The organism is Vibrio sp. 10N.261.55.A7 (genome assembly GCF_002877365.1).
GTDB lineage: Bacteria > Pseudomonadota > Gammaproteobacteria > Enterobacterales > Vibrionaceae > Vibrio.
Map to the genome: position 1 here is coordinate 1 of NZ_MCWZ01000019.1, position 589 is coordinate 589.

The window sequence follows — 589 nt, forward strand, 5'->3', positions numbered from 1 at the left end:
CAGTGACGGCGATGGTGTTGGCGATAACTTGGATGACTTCCCTCAAGATAACACGGAGTCGAAAGACAGCGACGGAGATGGCGCGGGTGACAACGCGGATGCGTTTCCTGACAACGCAGACGAATCCGTTGACATGGATGGTGATGGCGTGGGTGATGGGGTAGACCCAGATATTGATGGCGATGACGTGCCTAACGAGGAAGACGACTTCCCTCGTGATGCGACGGAATCGAGAGACAGCGATGGCGATGGTGTGGGGGACAACGGGGATGCGTTCCCGGATGATGTGAACGAGACTCGAGACCGAGATAAGGATGGCGTGGGGGACAACAGTGATGCGTTCCCAGATGATAATGCAGAATCTTCGGACATGGATGGCGATGGCATTGGTGATGGGGTAGACCCGGACATTGATGGTGATGGCGTGGCCAATGACGAGGATGATTTCCCAAGTGATGCCACGGAATCGAGAGACAGTGACGGTGACGGCACGGGGGATAATGCGGATGTGTTCCCAGGCAACGCGGAAGAGTCGGCCGATACGGACGGCGATGGTATTGGGGATACGATTGACCCAGATGACGATAAT

The 589-nt window shown here is 55.7% G+C and carries 1 pseudogene; it reads left to right on the plus strand.

Features of this window, described 5'->3' with window-relative positions:
* Positions 1 to 589 (plus strand): annotated as a pseudogene (locus BCU12_RS23185) (thrombospondin); the annotation flags it as partial.